Annotated in this window: 18 protein-coding genes and 1 tRNA gene; 11 read left to right on the forward strand and 8 right to left on the reverse strand. The window is 67.2% G+C overall.

Annotation, left to right across the window (positions count from 1 at the left end; genetic code table 11):
- Positions 1–70 precede the first annotated feature (70 nt).
- Entirely contained in the window at positions 71–3,004 is a 2,934-nt protein-coding gene (gene polA, locus HZ989_RS02895) for a DNA polymerase I (protein WP_245162428.1), read from the forward strand.
- 31 nt (positions 3,005–3,035) lie between these two features.
- Here the strand turns inward: polA and HZ989_RS02900 are convergent, their stop codons facing one another.
- A complete protein-coding gene (locus HZ989_RS02900; RefSeq protein WP_209322153.1) occupies positions 3,036–5,618 on the reverse strand; it encodes a class I SAM-dependent DNA methyltransferase in 2,583 nt (860 codons plus the stop codon).
- Between the two features lie 614 nt (positions 5,619–6,232).
- Entirely contained in the window at positions 6,233–6,643 is a 411-nt protein-coding gene (locus tag HZ989_RS02905) for a YkvA family protein (protein WP_209322154.1), read from the reverse strand.
- Between the two features lie 55 nt (positions 6,644–6,698).
- Here HZ989_RS02905 and HZ989_RS02910 point away from each other — a divergent pair, with 55 nt between their 5' ends.
- Positions 6,699–7,481: an SDR family NAD(P)-dependent oxidoreductase gene (locus tag HZ989_RS02910; RefSeq protein WP_209322155.1), complete on the forward strand. Its 783-nt coding sequence runs from the start codon at positions 6,699–6,701 to the stop codon at positions 7,479–7,481.
- Positions 7,482–7,611: 130 nt separating this feature from the next.
- A tRNA-Gly gene (locus HZ989_RS02915) sits at positions 7,612–7,686 on the forward strand.
- A gap of 248 nt (positions 7,687–7,934) precedes the next feature.
- Here HZ989_RS02915 and HZ989_RS02920 read toward each other — a convergent pair.
- Both HZ989_RS02920 and HZ989_RS02925 read right to left on the reverse strand, forming a co-directional pair.
- Positions 7,935–8,348 carry a hypothetical protein gene (locus HZ989_RS02920; RefSeq protein ID WP_209322156.1) on the reverse strand — a complete coding sequence of 138 codons (414 nt, stop codon included), beginning with the start codon at positions 8,346–8,348 and terminating at the stop codon, positions 7,935–7,937.
- 30 nt (positions 8,349–8,378) lie between these two features.
- Entirely contained in the window at positions 8,379–9,479 is a 1,101-nt protein-coding gene (locus tag HZ989_RS02925) for a phytase (protein WP_209322157.1), read from the reverse strand.
- A gap of 229 nt (positions 9,480–9,708) precedes the next feature.
- On the opposite strand from HZ989_RS02925, the gene HZ989_RS02930 reads away from it, so the two are divergent.
- The 5 genes from HZ989_RS02930 (at position 9,709) to lpdA (ending at position 17,125) form a co-directional block, all read left to right on the forward strand.
- On the forward strand, positions 9,709–12,468 hold the full coding sequence (locus tag HZ989_RS02930; protein ID WP_209322158.1) for a TonB-dependent receptor: 2,760 nt from the start codon (positions 9,709–9,711) through the stop codon (positions 12,466–12,468).
- 187 nt (positions 12,469–12,655) lie between these two features.
- The gene (locus HZ989_RS02935) at positions 12,656–14,491 is read left to right on the forward strand and encodes a PAS domain-containing protein (RefSeq protein WP_209322159.1); all 1,836 of its coding nucleotides are present in this window, start codon (positions 12,656–12,658) and stop codon (positions 14,489–14,491) included.
- 76 nt (positions 14,492–14,567) lie between these two features.
- The gene (locus HZ989_RS02940) at positions 14,568–15,044 is read left to right on the forward strand and encodes a hypothetical protein (protein WP_209322160.1); all 477 of its coding nucleotides are present in this window, start codon (positions 14,568–14,570) and stop codon (positions 15,042–15,044) included.
- A gap of 43 nt (positions 15,045–15,087) precedes the next feature.
- Complete coding sequence (locus HZ989_RS02945) at positions 15,088–15,591, forward strand: hypothetical protein (protein WP_209322161.1); 504 nt, start codon at positions 15,088–15,090, stop codon at positions 15,589–15,591.
- Positions 15,592–15,706: 115 nt separating this feature from the next.
- On the forward strand, positions 15,707–17,125 hold the full coding sequence (gene lpdA, locus HZ989_RS02950; protein WP_209322162.1) for a dihydrolipoyl dehydrogenase: 1,419 nt from the start codon (positions 15,707–15,709) through the stop codon (positions 17,123–17,125).
- 7 nt (positions 17,126–17,132) lie between these two features.
- Here the strand turns inward: lpdA and HZ989_RS02955 are convergent, their stop codons facing one another.
- Positions 17,133–18,017, reverse strand: a complete 885-nt coding sequence (locus tag HZ989_RS02955) for an aspartyl protease family protein (protein WP_209322163.1) — start codon at positions 18,015–18,017, stop codon at positions 17,133–17,135.
- Between the two features lie 151 nt (positions 18,018–18,168).
- Here HZ989_RS02955 and HZ989_RS02960 point away from each other — a divergent pair, with 151 nt between their 5' ends.
- Positions 18,169–18,582 carry a hypothetical protein gene (locus HZ989_RS02960; protein ID WP_209322164.1) on the forward strand — a complete coding sequence of 138 codons (414 nt, stop codon included), beginning with the start codon at positions 18,169–18,171 and terminating at the stop codon, positions 18,580–18,582.
- Between the two features lie 105 nt (positions 18,583–18,687).
- On the opposite strand, the gene HZ989_RS02965 is transcribed toward HZ989_RS02960, so the two are convergent.
- From HZ989_RS02965 to fsa, 3 genes are read right to left on the reverse strand one after another with little or no spacing between them, the layout of a single operon-like run.
- On the reverse strand, positions 18,688–19,617 hold the full coding sequence (locus HZ989_RS02965; RefSeq protein WP_209322165.1) for a tyrosine recombinase XerC: 930 nt from the start codon (positions 19,615–19,617) through the stop codon (positions 18,688–18,690).
- Complete coding sequence (locus HZ989_RS02970) at positions 19,599–20,312, reverse strand: DUF484 family protein (protein ID WP_209322166.1); 714 nt, start codon at positions 20,310–20,312, stop codon at positions 19,599–19,601. Before HZ989_RS02970 ends, HZ989_RS02965 begins: the two co-directional genes overlap by 19 nt.
- A gap of 31 nt (positions 20,313–20,343) precedes the next feature.
- Positions 20,344–20,997 carry a fructose-6-phosphate aldolase gene (fsa, locus tag HZ989_RS02975; protein ID WP_209322167.1) on the reverse strand — a complete coding sequence of 218 codons (654 nt, stop codon included), beginning with the start codon at positions 20,995–20,997 and terminating at the stop codon, positions 20,344–20,346.
- A gap of 30 nt (positions 20,998–21,027) precedes the next feature.
- Between fsa and HZ989_RS02980 the strand changes: the two genes are divergently transcribed.
- Complete coding sequence (locus tag HZ989_RS02980; RefSeq protein ID WP_209322168.1) at positions 21,028–23,190, forward strand: primosomal protein N'; 2,163 nt, start codon at positions 21,028–21,030, stop codon at positions 23,188–23,190.
- 189 nt (positions 23,191–23,379) lie between these two features.
- Complete coding sequence (locus HZ989_RS02985) at positions 23,380–26,232, forward strand: pitrilysin family protein (RefSeq protein ID WP_209322169.1); 2,853 nt, start codon at positions 23,380–23,382, stop codon at positions 26,230–26,232.
- The last annotated feature ends 33 nt before the right edge of the window (positions 26,233–26,265 follow it).

Raw genomic sequence — 26,265 nt, forward strand, 5'->3', positions numbered from 1 at the left:
CAGTCAGGCTTCGCGCCTCGGATGGTTTCGCATCGTGACGGGCCGGACCGGGCCGCCTATGTTCCCCGCCATGTCCGATGCCAACCTCGTCCCTGACGCCGCCGACGCCCCGCAGACCGACCGACCGCTGACCCAGGACGGGCCCGCCGTCCGGCTGTGGCTGATCGACGCTTCGGCCTACATCTTCCGCGCTTATCACGCCCTGCCGCCCCTGACGCGCAAGTCCGACGGCCTGCCGGTCGGGGCGGTCCAGGGCTACTGCAACATGCTGTGGAAGCTGCTGAAGGACATGAAGGGCGCGGATGGGCCGACGCATCTGGCGGCGATCTTCGACCATTCGGAAAAGACGTTCCGGAACGATCTGTACGACCAGTACAAGGCCAATCGCTCGGCGCCGCCCGAGGATCTGATCCCGCAGTTTCCGCTGGTGCGGGACGCCACGCGGGCGTTCGGGGTGCATTGCGTCGAGCTGCCCGGCTACGAGGCCGACGACCTGATCGCCACCTATGCCTGCAAGGTCAGGGACGCCGGCGGCGAATGCGTGATCGTCTCCTCCGACAAGGACCTGATGCAGCTGATCGGCCCCTCGGTGGTCATGTGGGACCCCATGAAGGACCGCCGCCTGGCCGAAGACGCCGTCATGGAGAAGTTCGGCGTCACCCCGGACAAGATGATCGACCTGCAGGCCCTGATCGGCGACAGCGTCGACAACGTCCCCGGCGCCCCCGGCATCGGCCCCAAGACGGCCGCCCAGCTGCTGGACGAATACGGCGATCTGGACACCCTGCTGGAGCGGGCCCACGAGATCAAACAGCCGAAACGCCGCGAGACCCTGATCGCCTTCAGGGACCAGATCCTGCTGAGCCGCCAGCTGGTGCGCCTGACCTGCGACGCCCCCGCGCCCGAGCCGATCGACGACTTCAGGGTCCGCGATCCGGACCCCGAGACCCTGTGGGCCTTTCTGGAGCAGATGGAATTCCGGAGCCTGCAGCGCCGGGTCGGCGACGGCAAGCTGGCTGGCCACGACGGCTCGGCCTTCGCTCCCGTTCGCCCCGCCGCGCCCCTGTCTGCCCCCGTCATCTCGCCCCGCCATGCCCCCCGGGCGGTCCCGGCCGACGTCGAGGTACAGGGCGTCGACCACGACGCCTATCTCTGCATCCGCGACCTCGCCGATCTGGACGCCTTCATCGCCCGCGCGACCGAGGCGGGGGTCGTGGGCTTCGATACCGAGACCGACGCCCTGTCGGCGACCCATGCGGGGCTGTGCGGGGTCTCCCTCGCCATCGGGCCCAACGACGCCTGCTATGTGCCGCTGACGCACGAGCATCCCCCCGTGGAGGGGGCGGGGGGGCTGGACTTCGGGGGAGACACCGAGGCCCGGGCACCGCTGGACCAGCTGGACAAGCCCACGGTGCTGGCCCGGCTGAAGGTCCTGCTGGAGGACACCGCCGTGCTGAAGGTCGTCCAGAACGGCAAATACGACCTGGCCGTCATGGCCCGCAGGGGTATCCGCGTCGCCCCGATCGACGACACCATGCTGATGTCCTATGTGCTCGACGGCGGTCTGCACGGCCACGGCATGGACGAGCTGAGCCGCCTGCACCTGGGCCACGAGCCCATCCCGTTCAAGTCGGTCGCCGGCACCGGCAAGGCCCAGAAATCCTTCAAACACGTCGCGCTGAAACCCGCGACCGCCTATGCCGCCGAGGACGCGGACGTGACCCTGCGGCTGTGGCGCATCCTGAAACCCCGGCTCGCCGCCGAACATCTGGCCACCGTCTATGAGACGCTGGAGCGCGGCATGCCCGCGGTCCTGGCCGATATGGAGCTGAGAGGCATCCGCGTCGACCCCGCCCGCCTGCGACGCCTGTCGTCAGAGTTCGGCCTGCGCATGGCCGAGCTGGAAACCCAGGCCCAGGAGATCGCCGGCCGCCCGTTCAACGTCGGCTCGCCGCGCCAGATCGGCGAGATCCTGTTCGGAGAGCTGAACCTGCCCGGCGGCAAGAAGACCGCCTCCGGCCAGTGGGAGACCGGCGCCGCCACCCTGGAATCCCTTGCCGAAACCCACGCCCTGCCCCGCGTCCTGCTGGACTGGCGCCAGCTGTCCAAGCTGAAGGGCACCTATACCGACGCCCTGGTGGCGGCGATGGACCCCGAGACCGACCGCGTCCACACCAGCTATCAACTGGCCGCCGCCACCACCGGCCGCTTGGCCTCCTCCGACCCCAATCTGCAGAACATCCCGATCCGCACCGAGACCGGCCGCCAGATCCGACAGGCCTTCATCGCCCGGGACGGCCACGTCCTGATTTCAGCCGACTATTCCCAGATCGAGCTGCGCCTTCTGGCCCACATCGGCGACATCCCCGAGCTGAAACGCGCCTTCAGGGCCGGGATCGACATCCATACGGCCACGGCGTCCGAGATGTTCGGCGTCCCCGTCGCCGACATGGACCCCGAGACGCGCCGCCGCGCCAAGGCGATCAATTTCGGCATCGTCTATGGCATCAGTGCCTTCGGCCTGGCCAACCAGCTGGGCATCGATCAGGGCGAGGCGGGGGCCTATATCAAGACCTATTTCGAACGCTTCCCCGGCATCCGCACCTATATGGACGCCACCCGCGCCGAGGTCCGCAGCACCGGGTTCGTCTCCACCGTCTTCGGCCGCAAGATCCACATCCCGGCCATCCATTCGAAATCGGGGGCCGAGCGCCAGTTCGGCGAACGCGCCGCCATCAATGCCCCGATCCAGGGCGCCGCCGCCGACATCATCCGCCGCGCCATGATCCGCATGCCGGGCGCGCTGGAGGCCGCCGGCCTGGAAACGACCATGCTGCTCCAGGTCCACGACGAACTGGTCTTCGAGGCCCCCGAAGCCGAGGTCGAGGCGGCGATTCCGCTGATCCGCCGGGTGATGGAGGGGGCGGCGGAACCGGCCGTGGCGCTAAGCGTGCCGCTGGTGGTGGAGGCGCGGGCGGCGAAGAACTGGGATGAGGCGCATTGAGGAGGATGCGAGACGGCCCCTGTCCGGTCACCTACGCGAGCAATGCCGAGAATTCAGCGTCAATCCGATCTAGTTCATCGCGATACTGAGACCACGCTTCCATAGTGTCACGATCTAGCGTGCCATCTTCGTTCTGAGGCAGCTCGATTTCCAAATCCTGGATGAGTCCCAAGGAAGGGCGGAACTCTCGATTAAAGCCGTGGTCGACACCAGCCTGCCTGACTTGTGCAGCCAAATAGCCAGGGTCAATCTCTGGATCGAGAATCGTGATTTGCCCACAGTGATCGGTAATTGCGTACTCTGCGCCCGCGGAAATGCCACGGCAGTCGAAGTCACTGTCGATGCTCCAGAGTGCGCCCCCATGCTCCAGTCCGCCTGCATTCGCAGCAGCTACAAATCCAAATGGTTTACGGATGTTGGCGCTGTAGAGCGGAACCGCAGCGCCGGACTTGTAGACGTCCTTCTTCAGAACGCGCTTGCCGATACGCAGGCTGAACAAGTTAGCGTCCCCAAGCCTGACACGCCGCCAGCTAGTTGGCACATCAGGTGCGACCAAAGCCTTCTTTGTCTCTTCCCATTCAGCAACGATTTTCGACATTGCATCTATGCGTCTGTCGATCGCGATGCGCCGCTCAGCGGGGTCTTCCTCTTGACCGACGAGGCCTAGCTTGCGTGCAACTTGGTGGTCCCAGTAGTGCCGGATGTTGACCGACTTGGTGTCATATATGTCTGCCGATTTTACCGTAGCCGCCCGCTCAACCCCGGCGACCGGTAAACCAGCGGCATGGGTTCGATAGCATTGGACTAGCTCTGGCAAATCCGAGCGCTCAGGGAAACGTTTCGCGTCTCGAGTCTCACCGATCTCGGTAGCCGCGTACAAAAGCGTTGTCTCTTGCTCGAGTACTGCTTTGGCCGTAACTCCAGGGGCCAAAGCCGTCTTCCGTTTTTTGAGATGCGCAATAACGACCCTTTTCGGGGTGTTGAAAAAAGTCCGCTCAGGCAGCACCGCAAGCAAATCGATAGTGCAGTTTTCCAGCATCCATTTTCGAAGTTGACGGTCGGTGGTTCTCAAGAAAAAGGTCTCGGGAAGCAGCACCCAAGCATCACCTCCCGATTTCAACGCTTGCACAATGTACTGAACAAAGAGCCCTTCGACCCCGCTGTATTTTCGACCGAAATACTTTGCTCTGGTATTAGTGCGCTTTACCAACTTCGCGATGTCTGCCGAGCCGGACACAACGAACGGTGGGTTCGTAAGTATCATGTCATATTTTTGCTTGGACATGTCTTCTAAAGCGCCCAGCGAGGTCTTTTCCTTGCACACGAAAACTTCGTTGAGCCATTTGGCGAACGATGGCACGCGGCTCGGCTGGTGCGCCAACAAGTCACCGCAGTGCACCAGGGCATTCGCCTTCGCCAATATCGCAGTCTTGGCTACGATCTCGTACGCATGCCAGTGCTGGGTCGGGGTGAGGTCGTCGCCGTCGACCGTCCATTGAGAGTCGAGGTCATGAGCCATCTGCTCTAGGACGAAACCTCCGACACCTGAAGCAGGATCACAGATTTCGCGTCCCGCCGAGAGCCCGGCCACCCCCGCCATTTCTTGTACCGCAGCAACCACTTTGCGCGGCGTGAAGTGCTGGCCAAAATCCGTGGTGGTGCGGCTTTCTTGGAGGAAGCTTTCGTACAATCTGGTTTTAAATTCAGGGTTTGTATTCCTCAGAGAACCAAAACGCTCGAATTTGTTCAGTATTTCATTAAATATAATATTGTGATCTCTGTTTTCAGAGCGTAGCACTATACCATTAATCAAGCTATACCCATCTGCGCCCGGAGGGAAAAGAGCCTTGATGTGCGTCCTGACCTGCTTGGCGTAATATGTGAAGCTTTTGTCTGATGGTATGTTATTGAGGAGATGTTTAAAACCGACGGATATTCCATCGTCGTTTGTAGTCATAAGCCCGAGGTCGTCCAAGAACTTATAAATGAATATTTCAACGAACGTTGCGAGGCAGTCTTCGGGTCGATCTGCCTTCAAGCGCCAGACAGTTTGCCAAATCTCGCGGGCCAACGTCGCGGGATCGGCCTTCGAGGGTTGGACTACCGTGCCGATGTCAGGATTCAGGTGAAGAGCAATGTGCGCGAGGTCCGCTGCGAACGCCTCATTCTTAAAATCAATCTTGGAAGGCATCGCCTTCCCATCTTGACGTGTGACTTCCACAACATCGTCCGATGCGCCGTTGATCCAGTAAGTGCTGACCCCGTCCGTCACATACCCAAGCAAAGCACCGGTAGGCTTTAGCTTCTTCACGAGGAGATTCTTGGCGATCCCCTTCCAGTTCGCTGCTGTGAGGAACCCGGGTTGTTTCGCCTCACCGATAGCGATGACACGCAATGCAGGCTTCCGTTCAATCACGATTGAATCGCATTTCTGCGTTTTGTATTCGCCGTAAGCTACGGCCGGAATTATTCCGTGCTCCGCATACTGATTCAACGTCACAAGCTGCGTTTCAAAAACCTCGAACGCGCCCAAGAGGTCGCCGATTCCCGACGGATATCTTTGTTCAAGTTCTTCCGACGCCACTTCAGTCCCCCACTCTTGCAGGTCCGTCATACGAGTGCCCTCCGCCATGCGTCAATGGAGGCTATGCGTTCTTTTGGTTGAGTTTAATCCGCTCCGACACTCATAGCTAGTATAATGACGGCCGAGTGAAATTCGCCGAGCGCACAGGACACCCCCTCACGTCACCGCCACATCCCCGCTCGCCCCATGCGGCCGCACCCAGAAGGTGATTCGGTCCGGCCAGCCAATACTTCGGCAGGTCGTGGCGCGACCCCACGGGACGAAGCCCGGGCCGCGTTCGCGGGCGATGCGTTTCAGGTCGGCGCAGCTCGCACAGATCGGAAAACGGGGAGACTTACGTTTTCCACGACAGCTCCCCTCAGACCCCCCGCCGGGTACCCCTCCGCCTTCAGCGACCGCGCCCACGCCGACTCGTCCTGGGGCCCCAGCCGCGCTCGACCGGGATACGTCCCCGCCTTCGCGGGGATGACAAAGACGCTTTTGTGGGGATGACAAGGCCCTCGCGGGGCAGGCGAGGCGCTTTCGCCCGAAGACCCGGGGGCCCTGGCCCCCTCCACCGCCTTCGGCGGTCCCCCTCCCCCGACGGGGGAGGATTGGGGTGTCCGTCTGGAGCGCCCGGACGGGCGCTCGTGGCGTGAGCGTGGCTACGGCTCCCGCAGCCGGTCCAGGGCCCGCTCGGCAGCCTCGCGGTGGCGTTTGCGGATATTGGCCCCCAGGGTGGCGATCACGGCGGTGATGACTGCGGCGTCGTCGGTGAAGCCGATCCCGGCCAGGAGGTCGGGGATGGCGTCCAGCGGCAGGACGAAATAGGCCAGCGCCCCCATCATCACGCCCTTGGCGGCCAGCGGCGTCTCCGGGTCGCGGGCGGCGTAATAGACGCTGATCATCGGGTTGGCGAAGGGGATGCGGGCGGCGACCCGCCCGACCTTGGGCCAGAAGCCCGCCCTGACCCGCACCTCATTGACGCGCTGCACGGCCGGCAGCAGGGCCCTGGATGGATCGATGGCGTCCTCGGGCGAGATCGGGTCCGATGCGGGTTTGGCGTTTGCGGTCATGGCGGCTAAATCCCCCCGACTTTCCAGAGTTCAACGGAATATAGGGACGAACGCCATGAAACTCGACAGCAGCATCGCCGCGGTGGTCACCGGTGGGGCCAGCGGCCTGGGCGAAGGCACGGCGCGCGCGATCGCCGCGACGGGGGCGAAGGTGGCCCTGTTCGACCTGAACGCCGAGAAGGGCGAGGCCATCGCCGCCGAGATCGGTGGCGTCTTCTGCGCGGTGGACGTGACCGACGACGCCTCGGTGGCGGCCGCCTTCGACAAGGCCCGGGCCGCGAACGGTCAGGAGCGGCTGCTGGTCAACTGCGCCGGCATCGCCACCGGCCAGAAGACGGTGTCGCGCAAGAAGGACACGGGCGAAGTCCGCGCCCACGACATGGCCAGCTTCGAGCGCACCGTGCGGGTCAATCTGTTCGGCACCTTCCGGGTGCTGAGCCAGTCGGCCCTGGGCATGGTGACGCTTGAGAAGATGGAGGACGGCGAGCGCGGTCTGATCGTCAACACCGCCTCGGTCGCGGCCCAGGACGGACAGGTCGGCCAGGCGGCCTATTCGGCGTCCAAGGGCGGCGTCTATGCCATGACCCTGCCGATCGCCCGCGACCTGGCCCAGGAGGGCATCCGGGTGAACACCATCCTGCCCGGCATCATGTGGACGCCGATGATGGCCGGCATGGACCAGAAGATCCAGGACGCCCTGGCCGCCCAGATCCCCTTCCCCAGCCGCCTCGGCAAGCCCTCGGACTATGCGTCGCTGGTGCTGGAGCTGGCCCGCAACGTCTACATCAACGGCGAATGCATAAGGCTGGATGGAGCCATTCGCATGGCGCCTCGCTGACGCGCGGATGCGCTTCGCGCCGCGCTACGCTCGCGACGCGGTCGCTCGCGGCTTGGGCGCGAGGAATTGTGCGGGTTGGGTCTTGCGAGAGGTCCGGCCTCTCCGCTATACGCCCGCCTCCGGCTGAAGTGCGGGCGTAGCTCAGTGGTAGAGCACAACCTTGCCAAGGTTGGGGTCGAGAGTTCGAATCTCTTCGCCCGCTCCAGTCGAACCAGGAAGCCCGGTCCGTGCGACCGGGCTTTCTTGCTTTCTGCGCCCCGGGCGGCGTGAGTTTGCCAAGGTTGGGGTCGAGAGTTCGAATCTCTTCGCCCGCTCCAGTCGATTAAAGAGGCCCGGTCGCGAGACCGGGCTTTTTCATTTCCGCACCGGGCTCTTGTCATCCCGGCCGAAGCGGAGCGGAGCGCCGGGACGCTGGCGCGATTTCCGGGATGACAAGGGCGTACAAGGGAAAGCTCAGTCCGCCTCGGCCGCGTCCGGATCGATCGCCTCGTCTACCAGCCGGCGCCAGTGCGGGTCGGTGTCGTCGACGAGGTCGACGTCGTCCAGCAGGGCGACCACGGCGTCGCCGTCCGGCAGGATCAGGCCCAGCACCTCCATCGGTTCGCCGAAGGCCCCGGCATGGACCTCGGCCTGGACCGCGACCGCGCCCTGTTCGCCGTCATCGTCCCACCAGATGACCGGCTGGGGCAGGTCCATATCGAGGATCGAGGGGTCTTGGCTGTCGCCCAGGGCGAAGACCGCGCGGCGGGCCTGGACATCGTCCAGGGTGGCGACGCGGCCGGTGAAGGGGATCAGGCGCGACCAGTCGTCGGCGTCGAAACCGCCGCCGTCCTCGTCCGAATCGCCGGGGCCGTTCCGATCCTGCATGGACCCAGACTAGCGGCCGGGCGCGCCGGATCAATCGATCGCGAGCGCCGTCTTGATGTCGCGCCAGTCGATGTATTTGAAGTTCTGGTTGCCCACGTCGTTGACGTCGTCCTGGACCACGACGAGGCCATGGGGGAAGGGACCGATGGCTCCACTCCAGGCCGCCAGACCGTCTGTGCCGGTGACGCCGTCGATCGTGCCGTCCCGGACCACGAACCGCCCGACCCAGGCCGGGGCGGCGCCGTCGATGCGCCAGACGGGGAAGGTCGAATCCCCCTGGCTGGACCCGATCAGATAGCGGGCTTCCCCGTCGGTGATCGTGGTCAGGCCCTCGGCGTCGGCGACCAGAATGCCGGGCGCGATGGGCTGGACCAGGGTGCGGGCATCGCCCGAGGCGGCCCCGAGGCCATAACGCCACACGCCGACATTTTCCTCGGCCAGATACAGGGTGTCGGTGGCGGGGTCGGCGGCGCAGCCTTCGGAGATCGAGCCGATTTCGAACCGGCGGACCTCGCGCGAGACCGGGCGTCCCCGGGCGTCGGCGGTCACAACGAACTGGCGTACCTCGCCCTCATGCCCGACCAGGATGGCGTGGACCTCGGTGCCGAGGCGCGCGAAACAGAAGCCGTAGGGCTCGACCACGTCGGTGGCGATGGCACCCCAGGGGCGGATGCCGTTCTGGCCCGTTCCGGCCGGGTCGAACAGATACAGCGACACACCGGTCCTGCCCGGTGTCCGGTCGCTGGCCCCCAGCAACAGCTGCGGGCGACCGTCGACGCTCAACCCCTCGACCGCGTCGACGTTGTTCAGCAGGCCCTCGGGCAGAAACTGCAGGATCGCGCCGTCGAGGCCGTAGGCATAGAGGCCCGCCTTCTTGTCCGTACCGACAACGAGGCCCGGTGTCGTGGTCCCCATGACGGTGACCGGGCCGGTACCGGCCCAGATGACGGGATCGTCGGCGGCGTCCTGTCCGGGTTCGCCGACGGACGGCGTCTCGACGACGGCATGGACGGCGGCACCCGCGCCGACGAAACCGTCACCCTCGCCGCGATAATCGACCTCGTGCGTCGCGCAACCCGACAGCGCAAGGGGGACCAGAAGGCCGGTGAGGCGGAACAGCGAACGGGACATCAGGGGGCTCCGGACATGGCGGCGCACGTCGAGACCACGCCTTGCCGGGGCGCGTCAAGCCGATGGCCTACCGGCGTTGTGCGGATTCATCCGGGTCAGGAAAAATCTTCGAAAAACTCATGCAAACCTGCGGCGTCTCCGTCGCAAAACCGTCAAGCCAGCTTTGCCGTCGGCGTTTAACGGCTTTCGCAAGGCGGACCGGGAATGCGGACGCCATGGGGAAATCATCATGCGCAAGTCCTTCCTGCTGCTTGGGGCAGCCGTTTCACCGTTCATGTTCGCCGGCGTGGCCGCCGCACAGGATGCGTCAGCCGACCAGGTCGACGAGATCGTCGTCGTCGGTCGCCGCCCGATCGCGGAATCCGAAGCCGCCGCACTGAGTGTCCAGCGCAACTCCGACAGCCTGGTCAGCGTGGTGGCATCCGACGCCATCGGTCGCCTCCCCGACCAGAACGTGGCCCAGGCCATCGCCCGCGTGCCGGGTGCGGCGGTCGAGAGCGACCAGGGCCAGCCCCGCTACATCTCGCTGCGCGGCGCGCCCAAGAACTGGACCACCCTGTCGATCAACGGCATCGGCATCGTCAGCCCCGAGGGCCGCGACACCCGCTATGACAGCCTGCCCTCCGCCATCGCCTCGCAGATCATCGTCAACAAGGCGGTGACGCCGGACCTGAACGGCGAGACCATCGCCGGCAACATCAACATCATCACCCGTTCGGCCTTCGACTATTCGGGCTTCAACCTGGCGGGCAAGGCCGGCGCGGGCATCGTTCAGCTGGGCGACCGCAGCGAATACGAGGGTCAGCTGGTCGTCTCGGACCGCTTTGACACCGGCATCGGCGAGATCGGCATCCTGGCCTCGGGTTCGTATTACGAACGCAACATGGTCACCGACAACTACGAGATCGACTGGGAGACGGTGTCCCAGGACGTCCAGCCCGGCGGCGCCGGCGCGACCACGCCCGGCAATCGCCTGTGGGCACGGGAGACCGAGAACAAGCTCTATCGCCTGACCCGCACCAACTATTCGCGCTCCGGCCGGATCGACTGGGCGCCGAACGACACCAACCGCATCTTCCTGGAATCGATCTTCACCACCTTCCAGGACGACGAGGCCCGCGACAACTTCCTGTTCGACACCGACGACCGTCAGTCGGACGCTTCGGTGCCGCCGCGCTCGGCCGCCGCGCCCTGCACGCCCGTTACCATCTTCTCGGTCTCGAACACCGGCTATGCCGACACCTGCATCGGCAACACCTCGCTGCGGGGCACGGTCTATGGCATCGACCTGAACCAGCGCGCGACCCTGCGCGCCTATGAGCAGTCGATCTTCACCACCACCCTGGGCGGCGAGCACGAACTGGCGGGCTGGAACATCGACTGGCGGGCCAACTTCACCCGCTCGATCGACGATCGCTCCGTCGTCGGCGAGGCGCGCTACGAGAGCCCGGCGGCGCGCGCCCAGCGCGTCACGATCGACTACAACTTCACCGACGTCGACCTGCACAACATCCAGCTTTACCGCACGCTCGTGACGGGCACGGGTGCGTCAACTCTGTACTCCAAGGGCGACCGCGTCACCAACATCGACGACTTTGCCCGGACCTTGACCCGGCTGACGTCGCTGAAGGCCATCGACGAGACCGAAGCCTATACCGGCCGGTTCGACGCCAGCCGCGATTTCAGCCTGATGGGGGCCGACGCCACCTTCACCTTCGGTGGTCAGTACGACCAGCGCACCAAGGAATCCAACGAAAGTCAGCTTGACGTCGCGAACCCCCTGACGGGACCCACCAACCCGCTGCTGGTCGCGGCCAATGTGTCGACGACCTATCTGCCGGTGTCGCTGGACATCCCGTTCAAGGGCAAGATCCCGCTGGGCTACCAGTTCCGCTATTTCGACATCCAGGCGATGCGCGACCAGGTTGATCGCGTGGTCAAGGCCGGTGGCGTCTACAACCCCGTTACGGCCAACTTCTACAACGTCGAGGAAGAGGTCGCGGCCGGGTACGCCTCGATCCGCCTGGGCTATGACTGGGGTTCGGTTCTGGCGGGTGCCCGCGTCGAGCGCATCACCAACACGGGCCAGGCCATCGTCGCACTGGGCGGCGTAAACACGCGGATCACCACCGAGAACGAACAGACGCTGGTCTATCCCAGCCTGCACATCAACTATGACCTGACCGAGGACCAGAAGCTGCGGGTCTCGCTCACGACCGGTGCAGCGCGTCCCGACTATGACCAGCTGCGTCCGAACTTCACCTTCAACGACGCGAACCAGACGATTTCGGGCGGCAACCCGAATGCCAAGCCCGAGCGGGCCTATGGCGTCGACGCCTACTGGGAATGGTATGTCCAGCCCCAGGGCTTCGTCTCGATCGGTGCCTTCTACAAGAAGGTTGACGACGTGCTGTTCTCCGACCGCCGCGTGTTCGCTTCGACCGTGCTCAACTCCGGCGGCGTGGATCGCAGCGGCTATCAGCTGTCGACCCTGGTCAACGGCGGCGAAGGCCATATCTCCGGCATCGAGGGCGCGCTGCAGCTCCAGCTGGAACCCTACACCGAACAGCTGGGTCTGCCGGACTGGATCGGCGGCTTTGGCATCAATACCAATGTGACGCTGAACGAGTCCGAGGCCGACACGCCCGGCGGCACCAAGGTGCGGCTGCCCAACACCTCGGACCTGATCTACAATGTCGGCCTCTACTACGAGAAATACGGTCTGTCGGCGCGCGTGAACTACCGCGAGCGCTCCGAGTGGCTGGACGCCTATGGGCCTGAAATCGACGGCGGCTCGGTCTACTGGGCCACCGACGACGAGATGGACGCCTCGGTCCGCTATGCGGTCAGCGACAATCTGGAGGTCTATTTCGATGCCTCCAACCTGACCAATACGCCTGGCCGCCGCTATTCGCGCGAAAGCCAGTACACGATCGAGTGGGAGCGGTTCGGCCGCCGCTTCGACGCAGGCGTCCGCTTCACCTTCTGATCCGACACCTGACGAAACCAGGGGACCGGTGGCGACATCGGTCCCCTTTTTCGTGCGCGCTTGCGGGATTGATCGCGCAGTTGCGACTGGACCAGGAGGCGGGTCCGGCCTAACCGCACGTTCGGCCCGGGCCTTGCGAGGTTCGCGTCACAGGCGCTTTTTCAGTGCCAGAATGGGATGACGCGGGATGTTTCTGGAAGGTGAGGTCGACTGGGTTCTGGTGCTGGGCCTGCTGGCGGCCGTGACCTCGATCCTGGCCGTGGCGTCCCTGATCTTTGCCTTCACCCACAGGACCCGCCACGTCTCCACCGCCGACGAACTGGATGCCGTTTCAAAGGCCCGGGAGGCGGCCGAGACGCGCCTCTATGAGACCCTGAACGCCACTCCCGTGGCCATCGTCCAGACCGATCGCGGGGGCAAGTTCGTCTTCGCCAACCGCGCCGCGCACCAGCTGATGGGTCGCCGCGACGCGGAACTGATCGGGCTGCGGTTTCATTCGGCGACCTGGGGCATCACCTATCCCGACGGTCGCCCGGTGCCGCCGGATCTGCTGCCGAGTGCCCGGGCCCTGCGCGGTCAGACGGTCAAGGGCTTCCAGCACATCCTGGCCAATCCGGCGACGCGGCGGAAGATGCTGGTCTCGGTCACCGCCATGCCGATCGAGGATTCGCTGGGCCAGATCATCGGCTCCACCGCCGCCATCGTCGAGACCGAGGGGCTGACGACGCCCGAGGCCCTGCCGGTCGAGGCCGCGCCCGTCATCAACGGCGCCGACGACCTGACCCGACGCGTATTCGAGGCGGCGTCCAGCGCCCTGGTGGTCGTGGCCGCCAACGGCGTGATCCGCGAGGCGAACGCCACGGCCCTGTCCCTGTTCGGCCGGGACGTTGGCGTGATCGGCACGGACTTCGCCGATCATTTCCTGGACGAGACCGAGCGGGTGGAAGGTCGCCAGACCCTGCGGGCCGCGCTGGCCACCACGCCCGGCGAGGCCGACCCGATCGAGTCGCGCCTGGGCGGCGAGCATGGCGTGTCCTGGCACATCCTGCCGCTGTCCATGCCGGGCGGGTCGATAGATGCCCTTCTGCTGGCGGGCACGCCGGTCTCCGCCCCCGAGGTGGAGGTGCCGGTCATCGCGGCGGAAGCGTCTCCTGCCGGGGATGAGGTCGATGGCGTGGCCCTGGCCCGCGCGGCCGAGGCCGCCGCGGTCGCGCAGGCGGCGGAGCTGGCCCGCATGCTGGAACAGGTTCAGGCGGATCTGCAGGCTGCGCGTGACGAAACCGCCGCCGTCGAGGCGCGGGCCCGCGCCGAGGTCGCCGACCGGAACGAGGCGGCGTATCGGCTCGAGAGCGTCGGTCGCCTGACGGGCGGCGTGGCCCAGGATTTCAATGCGCTGCTGGCCGTCATGACCAGCGCACTCGACATGATGCTGAAGACCGCAGACGATCCCGCGCGGGTGCGTCGTCTGGGCAAGGCCGCGCTGATCGCGGGACAGAGGGGCGAGGCCCTGACGCGCCGCCTGTCGGCCTTTTCGGCGGGCGAGGACGCCCGGGGGCAGGTGCTGGATGCCGGTGTGCTGGTGCGCGGGCTCGAGACCCGGCTGCAGACTCTCGCGGGGCCGGGAATCGACCTGTTGATCGAGGCCCCCCAGGTGGAAACACCCGTTCTGCTGGACCCGGTCGCCTTCGATGCGACACTGGCGGGGCTGGTCCGCAATGCGGTCGAGGCCATGGACGGGGCCGGATCGATCGCGGTGCGGCTGGAGGCCCTGCACGGCGGGGTGCGCCTGTCGGTGCGCGATACCGGGCCGGGGCTGACCGTGGCGACCGCCGAGCGCGCGCTGGAGCCCTTCTTTACCACCCGCGTGGGGGCACAGGGCCTCGGCCTCGCCCAGGCCCATGCCTTCGCCCGCCAGTGGGGCGGCACGCTCAGCCTGACCGGGGCCGATGGCGAGGGGGCGGAGGCCGTCCTGACCCTGCCCGGCGTGGTTGCGGCGCCACGGATGGAGGATTCCGCCGCCTGACCGGCTCGCCCGCCGACTGATGTTCATGCTAGGGTGTTAACCTTGATCTGTGGCGGGGGCGCTTATGGTTTGGGTCTTGAGGGTTTTCCTGGGTGCGCTCGCACTCGGCTATGCAGCCTGGCTGTGCCAGCCCCTGGCTGAGGCGCTGTCCTCGGGCTTGAGCATCCCGCAGGTCTGGAGCGGGCTGGTTGAGAACGGTACGCTGCTGGCGGCGACGCTGCTGGCGACCATCGCCTTGTACGGACTGGGCGGACTGGCGACCGTGGCGGGTCTGACCTGGGCACCGGCGCTCTATTTCGCGGGTGTCGTGGGTGACATCGCCCTGCGACTCGCGGTGACCAGCGGGGCGGCCGAGCCTGTGGCCCCCGCTCTGGATGTCGCCGCTCGCATTGACGTTGCGCTGCGCCCCCTGGGCGTTCTGGTCGAGACCACGCCCCTGACGCTTGCCGCCCTTCTGACCCTGGGCCTGTGCATCCTGGCAACGGGCGTCTGGCGAGGTCAGAAAGCCGTGCCCCTGACCGACTTCTGGAACCACCCCCCCGTCTGGCCTTGATCCGCCGCACGCCGCCTCCCTTCAGTCTCAACGGCAGGCCCGAATGAAGACCCTTCGCTTCGTCCTGGTCCTGGCCGTCATCGGCTATGCGGGCTGGCTGGCCTGGCCCTTCCTCTCGCCCTTCTTCGAAGGGGCACCGCTGGACGTCGCAAGCCAGCGCGCGGGTGCCATGGTGGAAGCCGGTGGCGGGCTCCCCCAGGCGACCCTGTGGATCGGCGCCGTCCTGCTGTACGTCATCGCGGCATTGCTGCTGGGAGCGGGCAATCCTCGCGCGGCCTTCGCCTATTTTCTGGGCTTTATCGCCGATGCGGTGCTGAGGCTGGCCATCGACCGGTCGGGCGGATCGCAGAACGCCTCGATCTCAGCCGACAGCTATTCGGCCGGGGGCGAGATGGCGCAGCGGTCGGCGGAGGCGGTGGCCCCCGCCGGTCTGCCGGTGGATCCGACCTGGCTGATCCTGGGCGCGCTTCTTGTCATTGGAGTTCTGGTCGTCGTCTTCACACGCCGCCGGGCCCGACGCCGCGTCCCGGGCCAGCTGGCGGCCTGAGAAGCCTCGCCCCAGGGGTCGAGCGTCCCCATATCCACTCAGACGGTTGACCCCGAGCGGTCAGGCGCTAGGACATCCGCGCTCTCCCCGACCCCGCACGACCCCAGAGGTTCCCATGGCCGACGCCGCCCCATCCGCTCCCGCTTCCTATGATGTCGTGATCATCGGTGGCGGCCCCGGCGGCTACAACGCCGCGATCCGGGCCGGGCAGCTGGGGATGAAGGTGGCCTGCGTGGAAATGCGCGGGACGCTGGGCGGGACCTGCCTGAACGTCGGCTGCATGCCGTCCAAGGCCCTGCTGCATGCCTCGGAACTGTTCGAGTCGGCGTCGAAGGACTTCGCGGGCATCGGCATCGAGGTGACGCCGAAGCTGAACCTGTCGGTGATGATGAAGCAGAAGAGCGAGAGCGTGACCGCCCTGACCAAGGGCATCGAATTCCTGTTCAAGAAGAACAAGGCCGACTGGATCAAGGGCAGGGGCCGGATCGCCGGACCCGGGACGGTCGAGGTCGAGGCCGCCGACGGGACGAAGACGATCCTGAAGGCCAAAGACATCGTCATCGCCACGGGCTCGGAGCCCACGCCCCTGCCCGGCGTCGACTTCGTCGAGGGCAAGGTCGTGGATTCTACCGGGGCCCTGTCCCTTCCCGCCGTGCCGAAAAAACTGATCGTGGTCGGGGCGGGGATCATCGGGCTGGAGCTGGGATCGGTCTGGCGTCGCCTGGGGGCGGAGGTGACGGTGGTCGAATACCTGCCGCGTATCACGCCGGGGATGGACAGCGATCTGGCCACCGCCTTCCAGCGCGCCCTGACGAAACAGGGTATGACCTTCAAGCTGGGGTCGAAGGTCACCGGATCGAAGGTGACCGACACCGGCGTGGAACTGACCGTCGAGCCGGCCGCCGGCGGCGCGGCCGAGACCCTGATCGGCGACGTCGTCCTGGTCGCCATCGGCCGTCGCCCCTATACGGCGGGGCTGGGGCTGGAGACGGTGGGCGTCGAGACCGACAAGCGCGGCGTCATCGTCGGCGACCACTTCAAGGTGGCGGATGGCGTGTGGGTGATCGGCGACGTCACCACCGGCCCGATGCTGGCCCACAAGGCGGAAGAAGACGCCGTCGCCGCCATTGAACTGATCGCGGGCAAGGCCGGTCACGTCGACTACAATCTGGTGCCCAGCGTGGTCTATACCTTCCCCGAGGTGGCCTGGGTCGGCAGGACCGAGGACCAGCTCAAGGCCGACGGCATCGCCTACAAGTCCGGCAAATTCCCGTTCACCGCCAACAGCCGCGCCAAGATCAACCACGAGACCGACGGCTATGCCAAGGTCCTGGCCGACGCCGCGACCGACCGCATCCTGGGGGTCCACATTATGGGACCGCAGGCCGGCGAGATGATCGGCGAGGCCTGTGTCGCCATGGCCTTCGGCGGGGCCTCCGAAGACCTCGCCCGCACCAGCCACGCCCACCCGACCCGCTCCGAGGCCGTCAAACAGGCGGCCATGGGCGTCGAGGGCTGGACCATGCAGGCCTGAAACGCGGTCAGATCCCGCGTCGGGGTCGCCTGCGCCGGAGCGGCCCGACCGTGATTCGGGCCCGGGCGTAGTCCAGGGCGACAGTCTCGAACCGGGTCAGGATGTCGGCCCCCAGCAGCAGCGCCGGTCGATCCTGCAGACCCAGGGCCGAAAAGACGTGCAGGTCCGAGAACAAAAGCGGGGTAGGCCCCAGCGCGCGTCGGGCGATGCGCAGTCTGGACGCAGTCTGGGCCTCGGCCTGAAGGGGTGTGCCGTTGACACCAAGGATGATCGGCGTCGGCACCGTGGGGCCACGCGCGCCGTCGCGGCCGATCCGGGACTGCAGGGCGCGGTTGCCGATGGAGTACTGGGCCCCGCTGTCGACGAAGGCATCGACCGTGACGCCCTCGACCTCGGTCGGCAGCAGCAACTGGCCAAAGCGGCCTTTCACGGCGCGGGCGGGCGCACGCCCCAGCCGACCGGCGGTGGCCTCGCTCCGGTTGAAGCTGATGAACTCGCCGTCGTTGGGTCGCAGAAGGACGCTGGTCTCGACGAAATCGATGATCAGCTCGAACCGGCCCAGGGTGTCCAGACCGACCAGGCCGTCGGAGCCCAGGTCGGCGCGGGGAAAGACGGGCGCCAGGATCTGCTGGAAGCGCTGATTCCCGAACTCAAGGGTCTGGATCATGACCGTGTCGACCACCGTGTCTGACGTCACACCGTGCACGAGGGTCCGGGGTCCGGACGGCAGGGCCATGGCGCGCGCCAGTTCGGTCGATATGACCGTGCGTTCGGCCCCTGTGTCGATGACGAACATGGCCGTCTGGCGCGCCTCGATCCGCACGGCGATCGCCATGCGGGTCAACAGGTTGATCGACAGGGCGGTGGCCGGATCCATCGGCGGATCGGCCACGGGCGCGGCCTGAAACCCGCTGCCGACTCCCAGCCACAGGACGGACCCCGCAAGGAAGCCGCGTCGATCCGGAACGGATGTCGATGGCGGCGCGATGACCTCCCCCTTTTGGTCGTCGAGACAAGGCTCGCGAGCGCAGCCTCGAACCGAATTGCAAATTCCGCAAGACCCGCCAAAAGTGTATCGTCATTCGCCGATGGAGGTTCCGATGCTATCGTTGATGCTCCTTCTTGTTGCCGGGCCACAGTCGCTCACCCCTGTGATGCCCGACCGCTTTTCGCGCCCTACGCCGCAGCCTGATGGTCTGCGCATGCGTGTGGTCGGACAGACGCCGCCGATGTGCCGTCCCGAAATGATGAGCGCCGTCGATCGGAGCGCTGCGGGCGGTGATCTCATGTGGCGTGAAGGCGGGGAGGCCGTGGGCCTCTATCGTCTGCTCGAGCGTCGGGTGAACGGTTGTTCCGCGCCGATCATCGTCAACTATCGCATCCCAGGCTCGAATGCGCTCGGCCGAGAAATGGGCCGCACGCCGCCCGATCAACCGGGCGCTATCCGCCGCCCCTAGTGCCTGATCGGCCGATGCCGTGAAACAGGCTCCGGAGATCAGCGAGGGCATGATTCACGCTTTCGGCTGGGCCCACGCTGGGGGTCCAGGTCAAACGATCATGGCCTAGGCGCGCGGATGCGCCGCCGCATAGGCCCCCAGCAGGTGAGCGGCGTCGACGGCGGTGTATTTCTGGGTCGTGGACAGGCTGGCGTGGCCCAGCAGTTCCTGGATCGAGCGAAGGTCGGCCCCGGCCCCCAGCAGATGGGTGGCGAAGCTGTGGCGCAGGGCGTGCGGGGTCACGGACGCCGGCAAGCCGAGGCGGCCGCGTAGCCTCTGGACCGTCCCCTGGACATGGCGGGCGCTGAGCGGACCGCCGCGACGGGCGCGGAACAGGGCGTCCGAAGGCTCCAGCGGGAAGGGCTGGGCGGTCAGGGCCGCATCGACGGCCCACCGCACGGCGGGCAGGACCGGGACCAGCCGGGTCTTGCCGCCCTTGCCGGTAATGCGAAGCGTTTCGGGCAGGGGCGCATCGGCGCGGGTCAGGCCCAAAGCCTCCGAAATCCGCAGGCCGCACCCGTAGAGCAGCGACAGGACGGCCGTGTCGCGCAAAGCCTCCCACGGCTCCGCATCGGGATCGAGGCCGGGTTCGGCCAGCATGCCGCGTGCCTGATCGGCACTTACCGGACGCGGCAGACTCGCCTTGACCCGTGGACCGCGCACCAGGGCCAGTTGCGGGGCGGGCGTGTCGCAGCGGCGGTCGAGGAAGACGTGAAAGGTGCGGATCGCTGACAGGGTCTGGCTGAGCGAGCGGGCGTTCAAGGGGTGATCGCCGGAGCGACGCTCGGCCAGATGGGCGCGAAGCTCGGCGGCCATGACGGTGCCCAGGTCCGGCAGGCTCTGGGGTTCGCCGCGATGGCGTTCGAGGAAGGCCAGATACTGGCGGCCGATGTGGCCATAGGCCTCCAGGGTGCGGGGCGAGAGCCGCCGCTCGTGCGCCAGATGCTCCAGCCAGGCGGCGAGCGCTTCGGAGGCGGTCAGTTCAGGATCGGCCATCGCTCGGCCGTGCGTTCGACGACCCGGGCGATGAAGGCGACCAGTTCGCAACCCATGCCGGGGGTGAAGCCCTCGTCCTCGGGCGATCCGAAGGCACAGATCGCGTGGCGGGCCTGATCGTTGCGCTCGCCGCCCAGATGCGGGGCCATGCGGATCAGGGCGACCGAGCGAATGTCGGCGGTCGACGGTCCGAACAGGTCCAGCCCCTCGAACATCGGCCCCAGCCAGGTCAGGCCGTGATCGCCCAGCAGACTGTCGACACCGCCGACCTCCAGCAGCTTCCAGCCAAACGGGGCGCTGCCGGGCTTCTCGACCGCGATGGCGGCCCCCGACAGGCCGAACCGGCCCTGGGCGGCCGCATCCAGGCGGCGGGCAAGGTCGGAATGGTTGCGGGATTCCAGCAGGTCGAGAGCCGCGACATGGGTCTGGGTCTGGGCGGCGAAATTGGCCCGGGCGATGGATTCGATGCGTTTCCTGGCATCCGCCTCCCGCTCGGCGGCCGCTTCCAGCCTGGTCAGGGCCGCGCGGCCGAATTCCACGACGTTGCGGCCATGGGGCTTCAGCCCGATCTCTTCCAGCAGGGAGCGGTCGTCGGCCAGGGTCTGGGGGTTGGCCTGCAGCCAGGCGCGGACCTCCGGCCAGTGAAGGCCCTCAGGCTGTGCGAACAGGTCGGCGGTCTTGTCCTCGGACGTCACTCGGCACTCCTGTCCGGGGCGCCGGACGCGTTCACAGGATCGACTGTCCCGTCTTGCCCCAGTCGGCGAGGAAGGCATCAAGCCCCTTGTCGGTTAACGGGTGCTTGACCAGGGCCTTGAAAGTGTCTGCCGGCAGGGTCGCGGCATCGGCCCCGGCGATGGCGGCGGCCGAAACGTGACCCGGATGACGCAGGGAGGCGGCGAGAATTTCCGTCTCGAAGCCGTGAGTGTCGTAAAGGACGCGGATGTCTTCCAGCAGTTCGATTCCATTCGACCCGTGGTCGTCCAGCCGACCGACGAAGGGCGAGACGAAGGTCGCGCCGGCCTTGGCCGCCAGCAGGGCCTGGGCGACCGAGAAGCACAGGGTGACATTGGTCCGGATGCCCTTGTCGGCGAAGTTGCGCGCGGCGCGCAGGCCGTCCCACGTCAGGGGCAGCTTGACCACGACGTTGGGCGCGATGGCGGCCAGCCGGTCGCCTTCCTTGACCATGGTCTCGAAATCGGTGGCGACCGCCTCGGCGCTGATCGGCCCCTCGACGAGGGCGCAGATCTCGGCGATGACCTCGGCGATGTTGCGACCGGATCTGGCGATCAGCGAGGGATTGGTGGTGACCCCGTCCACCATGCCGGTGGGCAGCAGGTCCTTGATGACGGCGACGTCGGCGGTGTCGAGAAAGAGTTTCATGCGGCGGGTTCTAGCCGACAGGACCGGCCTGTGAAAGTCGCCTCCGTCCTCATTCCCCTGCCGGTGCACGAGGCCTTCGACTATGAGGTGCCCGGGGCGATGACGCTGTCGCGGGGCGACCAGGTCGCGGTGCCTCTGGGGCCGCGCCTGATGCGGGGCATCGTGACCGAGGTGCGCGAGACGACCGGGTCGAACCGACGGCTGAAGGCGGTGGAGACCCGGCTGGACGATCCACCCCTGCCGGCCGGCACGCTGGATTTCGTCGAATGGGCCGCGCGCTGGACGCTGAGCCCGCCGGGCGAGATGGCGGCGACGGCGCTGAAGGGGCTGCGCGCGCCGCGTCCCCGGCCCGAGCGGCGCGTGCGGCGTGTGGGGGACCGACGGCCCGCCCGACCGACGGCCGGGCGGACGGCGGTGCTGGAGGCCTTGGGCGAGGCTGCGATGCCGGGCCCGGATCTGGCGCGGCTGGCAGGGGTGTCGTCGGCCGTGGTCAAGGGGCTGATCGACGAGGGCGTCGTGGAGGTCGTCGAGATCGAAGCCGACGCCACCTTCGACGCGCCCGACCCCGCCCATGCCCCGGCGACGCTGAACGCGGATCAGGCGGCGGCGGCCGACGCGATCGCGGCCGCGACCCGGGCGGGCGGATTCCGGCCCTTCCTGCTGGACGGGGTTACGGGCTCGGGCAAGACCGAGGCCTATCTGGAGGCCGTGGCCCGGACCCTGGCGGCAGACCCGGCGGCCCAGGTGTTGATTCTGCTGCCCGAGATCGCCCTGACCCAGGACCTGATCGCCCGGATCACGGCCCGGTTCGGCGCGGCCCCGGCCGAATGGCATTCGGGCGTCGCCCCGCCGCGTCGCCGACGGGTGTGGGAGGCGGTGGTGTCGGGCCGATGCAGCATCGTCGTCGGGGCCCGGTCGGCGCTGTTCCTGCCCTTCCCCAACCTCAGCCTGGTCGTCGTCGACGAGGAGCACGACGGGTCCTTCAAGCAGGAGGACGGTCTGGTCTATCACGGGCGCGACCTGGCGGTGGCGCGGGCCCGGATCGAGGGGGCGGTGGTGGTTCTGGCTTCGGCCACGCCGTCGCTGGAGACCCTGTGGAATGCGCAGGCTGGCCGTTATGGCTGGCTGAAGCTGTCCAGCCGGCACGGGGCGGCAGTGCTGCCGGACATCCAGCTGCTGGACCTGCGCCAGTGTCCGCCCGACCCCCGGACCTGGCTGTCCCAGCCTCTTCGCGAGGCGATCGCCCGGACCCTGATGGCGGGGGAGCAGACCCTGCTGTTCCTTAACCGGCGGGGCTATGCGCCGGTCGTCCTGTGCCGGGCGTGCGGGCACCGGATGACCTCGCCCGATACCGACAGCTGGCTGGTCGAGCATCGCTATACCGGGCGGCTGGTCTGCCACCTGACCGGCTTCACCATGGCCCGACCCCGGTTCTGTCCGTCGTGCGGGGCCGAGGACACCCTGGTGTCCGTCGGACCGGGCGTCGAACGGGTCGAGGAAGAGGTCCGCCAGCTGTTCCCCGAGGCGCGGACGGCCGTGTTCAGCTCCGACACCGTGCCGGACGCCAGGTCCGCCCGCGCCCTGATCCAGCGGATGACGGACGGCGAGATCGACATCCTGGTGGCGACCCAGGCGGCGGCGAAGGGGCATAATTTCCCGAGGCTGACCCTCGTGGGGGTCGTGGATGCGGATCTGGGCCTGCGCGGCGGGGATCTGAGGGCGGCGGAGCGGACCTATCAACTGTTGACCCAGGCCACTGGCCGGGCCGGACGGGCGGACAGGCCCGGCCGGGCGGTCCTGCAGACCTGGACGCCGGAGCATCCGGTCCTGATGGCCCTGGCGGCGGGCGACCGGGACGCCTTCGTCGAGGCGGAAATGGCCGAGCGGGAGGCCGCGGCCTTGCCGCCGCACGGGCGTCTGGCGGCGCTGATCCTGTCCGGGGTCGATGCGATGGCGGTCGATAAGGTCGCTACCGATCTGGCCGCCGCCATCCCCAATGCCGAGCGGCTGGAAGTCTATGGCCCGGCCGATGCGCCGCTGGGCCTGATCCGCGGGCGGCGGAGAAAGCGACTGCTGGTCCGGGCAGACCGGGACGTCGACCTGCAGGGCTTCCTGCGCGCCTGGCTGGCGCGGGTGAAGGTACCGGGGTCGGTCCGGGTCACGGTCGATGTGGACCCCTACAGCTTCCTCTAGCGGACCTTCAGCGCCCGTCCTGTCCCGCCGCAAACCCGGCAACGCGCGTCGGCCGGATTCGATCACCTGCGCGTCGAGCGGCGGCCACGCGAAGCTTTGTGACTCTTTGTCCATGTTTGACCGGCCGCGATTGCCAGAGCGCGCGCCGTCGTTAAGGTCTCTGCCGCCCATCAAAAAAGGACTGTTTCCATGCGTCTACGCCTCGTCTCGCTGGCTGCCATCATGGCTGTGATCGCCCCGGCCGTGCCCGCGGTCGCTGCCGGATCGGAAGGTCCCGCAACGGCTTCAGCAGCCGCGCTGCCGGTCCAGGCTGCGCCCCTGCAGGCCGCGCCGGTGGCCGAACTGGTGTCAGAGGTCGATATTCCATGGACGCGGTTCACGCTCGACAACGGCCTGACGGTCATCGTGCATGAAGATCACAAGGCCCCGGTGGTGGCGGTGTCGGTCTGGTACAATGTGGGTTCCAAGGACGAGCCGGCCGGCTCGACCGGCTTCGCCCACCTGTTCGAGCACCTGATGTTCGGCGGATCGGAAAACGCGCCGGGCTCCTACCTCGGCCGGATGCGCAATCTTGGCCCGTCGAACCTCAACGGCACGACCTGGTTCGACCGCACCAACTATTTCCAGACCGTGCCGACGCCGGCGCTTGAACAGGCCCTGTTCCTTGAGAGCGACCGCATGGGCTATCTGCTCGGCGAGGTCGGTCAGGAGGTGCTCGATCTCCAGCGCGGCGTGGTGCAGAACGAGAAGCGCCAGGGCGACAACCAGCCCTATGGCCTGTTTGAATACGCCCAGCTGGAAGCCCTCTTCCCCGAAGGCCATCCCTACCGCCACTCGACCATCGGCTCGATGGCCGACCTGGACGCGGCCAGCCTGGAGACGGTGCGCAACTGGTTCCGCGAGAACTATGGCCCCAACAACGCCATCGTCGTCCTGTCCGGCGACATCACCGAAGCGACCGCCCGTCCCCTGATGGAAAAGTATTTCGGTGCCATCCCGCGTGGCCCGGTGAACACCCCGGCCGAGGCCGATGTGCCGACCCTGGCCGCGCCGATCGTCGAGGTCATGCATGACCGGGTCGCCAACACCCGCCTGACGCGCAGCTGGGCCGTGCCCGGCCTGCTGAGCGACGATGCCGTGCCGCTGGCGGTCGGTGCCCAGGTGCTGGGCGGCCTCGCGTCCTCGCGCCTTGACAACCTGCTGGTCCGCGAGGAGCAGACGGCCGTATCGGTGTCCTCATCCCTGTCGGATTTCCACCGCATCGGCATCTTCGACATCTCGGTCGATGTGAAGCCGGGCCAGGACGCCGCCGAGGTGAGCCGTCGCCTGGACGCCGTCATCGCCGACTTCATCGCGCAGGGACCGACCGCTGAAGAAGTCGCGCGCGTCGCCACCCGCTATGTCTCCCAGCGGATCCAGAGCCTGGAGCAGGTCAACGGGAAGGCCAATGTGCTCGCCGAGGGTCAGCTGTATGCGGGCGATCCGGACGACTACAAGAAGGAGCTGGCCGAATACGCCTCCGTCACTCCGGCCCAGGTCACCGCGGCCATGCAGCGCTGGCTGACCCGTCCGGTGTTCGACATGACCATCGCTCCCGGCGAGCGCGAGGCATACGTCGAGGCCGCCGCCACGCCGTCTGGCGCGACCCCGGTCCCGGCCGCCGAAATCCAGCGCGTGGCCCGCGATCCGATGCCGGCCATCGGCCAGGTACCGGACCTGGAGTTCCCGGCCGTCGAGCGCGCGACGTTGTCGAATGGCGTCAATGTCGTCTACGCCCGGGTCGACACCGTTCCCGTGACCCGCGTCGCCGTGGAGTTCGACGCCGGCTATGCTGCCGACCCCGCCGATCGCCTGGGTGCCCAGGCGATGATGCTGGACCTGCTGGACGAGGGCACAACGACCCGCAACGCCAACCAGCTGGCCGAGGAAGAGGAACGTCTGGGTGCCTCGATCAATGTCGCGGCCTCGATGGACCGGACGAGCGCCGACCTGTCGGTCGTGACGGCCAACCTGACACCGTCGCTGACTCTCCTGGCCGACGTGGTCCGGAATCCGGCCTTCGCGGCGTCGGAGATCGAGCGCATCCGCGCGTCGCGTCTGTCGGGCCTGGCCAGCGAAAAGACCAATCCGAACGCCATCGCCTCCCGCGCCCTGCCGCCGCTGATCTACGGGGAGACCAGCCCCTATGGCCGATCTTTCACCGGTACGGGTGACGAGGCGACGATCACTGCCCTGACCCGCGCCGACCTGGTGGCGACGCACTCTGCCTGGGTCAGGCCGGACAATGCGACCCTCTTTGTCGTGTCGGACCTGCCGCTGTCGCAGGTGACGCCGCAGCTGGAGGCCGCCTTCGGCGACTGGCGCGCGCCCTCGACTCCCAGGGGGACCAAGACCTTCGCCGACGCCGCCATTCCGACGCCAGCGAACCGCATCGTCCTGATCGACCGGCCGCAGTCGCCGCAGTCGCTGATCTATGGCGGGGCGGTCCTGCCCCTGTCCGGTACGGATGACCTGCTGGCCCTGAACGCGGCGAACGTGACCCTGGGGTCGGACTTCCTGTCACGGATCAACGCCGACCTGCGCGAGACCAAGGGCTGGTCCTATGGCGTGCGCGGAAGTGTCAATGCGCTGGAACACCGCCTGCCCTACATCGTCAACGCCCCGGTTCAGGCCAACCGGACCGGGGAGTCGATCACGGCCCTGATCGCCCAGTTCGACCGGTTTCTGGAGACCGACGGCGTCCAGCCGAACGAGCTTGAGCGGACCATCAACGGCAACACCCGATCGCTGGCCGGCGGATTCGAGACCTCGGCCCAGATTCTGGGCGCCCTGCGCTCCAACGCCCTGTTCGGCCGTCCGGACGACTATCAGGCGACGCTGGCCAGCCGCACCCGCGCGCTGACGGCGGCCCGGATGGACGAAGCCGCTCGCGCGGTCATCCAGCCCGACCACTTCGTCTGGGTCGTGGTGGGCGACGCTGCGGTGGTGCGGCCGCAGCTGGACGGCCTCGGCCTGCCGGTCGAGGTGCGATCAATCGAATAGGCGCTTCGCCCGGGGCCCGGGCCTCCTGTCGGA

It is taken from the genome of Brevundimonas sp. AJA228-03 (assembly GCF_017795885.1).
Lineage (GTDB): Bacteria > Pseudomonadota > Alphaproteobacteria > Caulobacterales > Caulobacteraceae > Brevundimonas.